3 protein-coding genes are annotated in these 4,574 nt (G+C 47.4%); 2 read left to right on the top strand and 1 reads right to left on the bottom strand.

Translation table 11 applies throughout. The annotated features are described in order from the left end of the window. The first annotated feature begins 20 nt into the window (after nucleotides 1-20). Complete coding sequence (locus IE124_RS36155) at nucleotides 21-497, top strand: hypothetical protein (protein ID WP_502266937.1); 477 nt, start codon at nucleotides 21-23, stop codon at nucleotides 495-497. A 1,210-nt stretch (nucleotides 498-1,707) separates the two neighbouring features. Next, nucleotides 1,708-3,387 (top strand): tetratricopeptide repeat protein, encoded by a 1,680-nt coding sequence (locus IE124_RS36150; protein ID WP_189513825.1) that lies wholly within the window; start codon nucleotides 1,708-1,710, stop codon nucleotides 3,385-3,387. An 890-nt stretch (nucleotides 3,388-4,277) separates the two neighbouring features. Here IE124_RS36150 and IE124_RS36145 read toward each other — a convergent pair. Further along, nucleotides 4,278-4,418: a hypothetical protein gene (locus IE124_RS36145; RefSeq protein WP_189513822.1), complete on the bottom strand. Its 141-nt coding sequence runs from the start codon at nucleotides 4,416-4,418 to the stop codon at nucleotides 4,278-4,280. Nucleotides 4,419-4,574: the final 156 nt, after the last annotated feature.

Raw genomic sequence — 4,574 nt, 5'->3', positions numbered from 1 at the left:
CCTCGAGGGCCAGTGAGCCGGTGCTTCTCGCGCTCAAGTCAACGGTATGTTTTGTTGGCGATGAGCCTCCTGCAGTGTCCCGACAGATATCACTTCCTGATGGGAGCACCTTTCCAATGACGCTCAGCCCGTCTGTATGTCGGGAAGCGGGTGAGGCACTTCTTTACAATGCACCGACAGCCAGTGCTCCAAACGCTCTGCGGCACATGTACCAAAAATCGTTGTTGGAGTGCCCATCGCTGGATCGTTGGGTACTTGTTGGAGCAGCCTCAGGCATGACGGGAGTGGGGCGAGTACTTGGGGAAGCAATGACACATGCTCTCACAGTTACGCAGAGAGAAGGACCGCAATACATCGCCGTGAAGGATCCGGCTCACGCTGCTGTTTGCGGCGGGGCGATTCTTTCCCAGTTGAGTACCTTCAAAAAGATGTGTGTTACGGTTGAGGAGTACGTGGAGGAAGGGCCGCACTACTGCGTACGGCCCAAGATTATTTGAGACACGCGTGGAGTCGAGGTCCCTTCACATACGCCTTTTCTCTTTGTTTGGCGTGCGGACCAGTCAGTGAGTGCATATGCATATCCACCTTTATGCATGTGAGGGTGCTTGTGTGTAACCCTTCTTTCGTTTCGTTCCCTTTCTTCACATATCGCCGCGTACATATCTATGCGTACGCAAGCCATCACCACCTCGAGCTGTTTTGATATTGTTATTTGATCCGTTACGCCTTGCGCCCCGTTGAGATTCTTTACTTAATTTATCACTTTGCATTTACGCATTCAAACAGGAACCTGTATAGGAACGAACCACCAAATAGGCAGACTACCCGTTCGATCGCACACGCATACGCACACACGCATACACGTGCACGTCGAACTGACGTGTTCACACATAAGCCCTTCCTTTATCACCCGTGCGGTGTAGTGTACGGGACCACTTCAGCATACTAGTAGTGGGCTTTCTCCTTCCCTTTTGAAGCTGCACATTCCGTTTATTTTTATGGAATGCGGCTTCTTGCACGACTGGGGCGGCGTCTGCGTGCCCGTTATGAATTGGCCCGTGGGCGCATGAATTTGCGCCGGATGAGCGACCACGAACTGATTGGGCGCTACTGCGGTTTGGCTTTTATTCCTTTTACGGTGTGTGTATGTGGCGGCAGTATGCGGAGTTATGCAACGGACCGTGTGCATGTGGCCATGGAGAAGCGTGACAAGGAGAGTTCACACTGAAGAAGGGCCGTGCTTATGTGTCATCGTTTGCGCAGAGCAGGGGGACACCCATGGCTCTGTGTTATTCTTTTCCTTTCTTTTTTCTTCGCGGGCACACTTACTCACTCTCACTCATCCACTCACGTACGCAGGGGTACGTATATGCATATATTAATTTGCTGGGAAACTGTTTGAGCCAAGGTTTCATTGTGTTGCGTGACAACCTTTGCGTTACGGTGACTGATGCTCCTCTTTTAATTTTGTTGTTGTTTCTAACTCGCCCTGCGTGCTTGCGACCTCTCTACTCCGTTACATCATGGGAGGAAAAGCGAGGGCGGAAGCAAGCTAAGAAGGAAAAAAAAAAGCAAAAGTTAACCGAGGTAAGAAGAGAAAAAAATCGTGAAGGGGATAAAGGGGAAGATATAGTAGAGATATTCAGCAGATAAAGGATTTACACTTAATAAATACGAACCGGACTGATGCTGTCTACAAGTGGGAGGGTGAAGCGTAAGAATGCCGCACCTCTCCAGAAGGTGGGGCAGACAAAGACATCTGTTGTTGATCAGCTTGAGGAAGCGCTGCAACAACGCGACTTCTCCAAGGCCACAACCGTTCTCGAGTTTTATAAGACAACAAACCAGCCAGTGGGAGATCTCCCCATTAACCCATGGTTGGCCTACAGTGCATTTCACATGAATGACGTATCCAAAGCTCTCGATGTATATAAGGAGCTCTTGTCGCTTGATGGATGCGATCCAATGCACTATATTCACATGGGTTGCTGCCATTTTGTCAACGGGTCCTACGCAGAGGCGGAGGAATGTGCGTTGAAGGGACCGGACTGTTCACTGCAGACACGCTTGCTGTTTCACATTGCTCAGAAGACGTATGATGAGGACAAGTTGCTTGTCTATCACCAGAAGCTGAAGGAAACGGTGGAGGATCAACTATCGCTGGGTGCTGTTCATTTCTATCGCGGTCACTTCCAGGAGGCAATCGATGTGTATAAGCGCATACTTCTCGAAACCCGCGAGTACATCGCACTGAACGTTTACGTGGCCATGTGCTACTACAAGATGGACTATTATGATGTTAGTCTCGAAGTGCTTAATGTGTATTTGCAATCGCACAATAATAGTGCCACCGCCATTAATCTCAAGTCCTGCAATCATTACAGGCTGTACAATGGCAAAGCGGCTGAAGCGGAACTGCGTGTGCTGATCGACCTGCAGCGCTCCACCTACAATGTAGAAAATGATATTGTCAAGCATAACTTGGTTGTCTTCCGTAATGGCGAGGACGCCCTTCAGGTGCTTCCGCCACTGCTCAACGTTGTGCCAGAGGCTCGGCTGAATCTCGTCATATATCACCTGCGCCATGAGCAGATTGAGGAGGCCTATGAACTGATTAAGGATCTTGAACCTGTGGCTTCAACGGAGTACATTTTGAAAGCAGTTGTGAATGCCTTCATTGGACAGAAGTTGGACTCAGAGGAGCATTTGAAGACTACGCGTGAGTACTTTAACCTCATAGGATCTGCACAGTCCGAGTGCGATACAATTCCAGGTCGGCAATGCATGGCTTCGTATTTCTTCATCTTGCGCGACTTCCCCAATGTGCTCATTTACCTACGTTCCATTAAGCCCTACTTCTTGAATGATGACACTTTTCTATACCTTCATGGTATTGCATGCGCTGCAACTGGGAGCTTTGCTGAGGCGGAGGAATCACTCACAGCGGTGCGTTCGGAGAAGGTCAAAGCGGAGTTCAGCTACATGAGTTGGCTTATGCGCGCACACATCATGAACAAGCATGCAAAGCGGGCTTGGGACATTTACCTCAAGATGGAGACCAGCGCCGAGTCATTTAATATTCTTCAACTCATGGCTAACGATTGCTACAAGGTGTGTGCCTTTTACTATGCTGCGAAGGCGTTTGATGTTCTTGAGCGTCTTGACAGCGCTCCTGAGTATATTGAGGGGAAGAAAGGGGCCTGTATTGGTGTCTTCCAGCAGGTGTTCGCTGGGCAGGAGCCGGCAGATTCGTTATTTGACGTTATGAAAATGTTAGATATGAGCGTGCAGCAGCATGCCAATGACCCGAAGGTTTCACAGCAATTTGAAAGTATTCTGAAGGTCATTAAGGACTGGGTAAAGGAGAGTAAATTGAAGAAGAAGTGATGTGGGATGGAGGCGGGGTATATCTTCGTTGGTCAGTTAGCTATCTTGCTGAAGTTTTTTTTTACCGCACTTCGTGTCGTGTCCTCTTTATGTGGAATTGAGACGTTGGCCAAATGAAGGATCTGTTAAACTAGGGAGTTAATTGGGTATTGATGTGTGGTCCTCGGTGTGTTTGTAAGGCACAGAGATGAGAAGATACATGGGATCAAGCAGGAATGAGGCAAGTCATCGCGTTGCTTCGGTACGTGTGTGTGGAATAGAGCCATGTGACGTACCATTTGCTTCACTTGTTTTCCCTCCTTCCCTCCCTTCTTTTTTTTTTTACACCTTTTCTACGCCTACTCTCGTTTCTCCTTTCTTCCTTCCTGTTTTTTATATGGGTACTATGATTCACCATATTCGAACTCACCTTTCTTTGTTGCTTCCTCATTTCTCTTCCTTTACGTGATGATACTGTGCAGTCAAAAACACGCAAAGGATGTGCGAACTTACATGCGTTACCTACCTTTCATTTATAGAGAATTTCTGTTCTACCACATTTTCGATGAGGGAAACAATACCACACCTAAACAGCGGCGGAAACGAAAAAAAAAAAAGGCCCAAGTTGAGAGAAGAGATATAATTGGGAGAAGGGGAGGGGGAAGAGGATCATAACCGCAAGTTTTTCGAGGTGTGGTTAGAAGTGAATATTTTGCCGTTTTGTGGTTTAGTACACGCCTATTTTGCTTCTTTTTTTTCCTTCTGTGTTTGTTTATATCTGATGGGAGGGAAAGGGATAAACATCTACTTTTCCCTTTTATGTACTCCCCTTTGTTCTCTGTTGGTGCTTAATATTGAATCTGTGTGTGTGTGTGTGTGTGTGTGGAAGAGGGTTTCTTCGTTGTTAACGTCTACGCTTCGTAGAGCAGTTTCACACTTACCTTCGCTGGAGCCGCATTTTTCATCCCTTTTCTTTTCCCCCCACTTTGCAAACGTTTACTCTCTGGCGCATTATTTTCTTTTTCGCTTTTTTCTTTTTGTTTTTCGCTCATATGTCACACGCGGGGGGTTCGTCCCCTTGTTTCCGTTTTTCTTCTCTTTCCTTTTCTTTTTTTGTTTTTTTTTCTTCACATTTAGGAAACTGTACGTGTGTGGGAGAAGTGGGGGACGAAGGAAATGATTCGTCATGGACTCACTGGCCCTCGAGG

The sequence above is a fragment of the Streptomyces narbonensis genome (genome assembly GCF_014649015.1).
Lineage (GTDB): Bacteria > Actinomycetota > Actinomycetes > Streptomycetales > Streptomycetaceae > Streptomyces > Streptomyces narbonensis.
The sequence above is the reverse complement of the archived record's forward strand: the minus strand, read 5'-3'. Positions and strand labels throughout refer to the sequence as shown.

Bases quoted from the DNA above. Each gene is read 5' to 3' on its own strand.
- IE124_RS36145 (WP_189513822.1), bottom strand. From the start codon at position 4,418: ATGAGCGAAAAACAAAAAGAAAAAAGCGAAAAAGAAAATAATGCGCCA.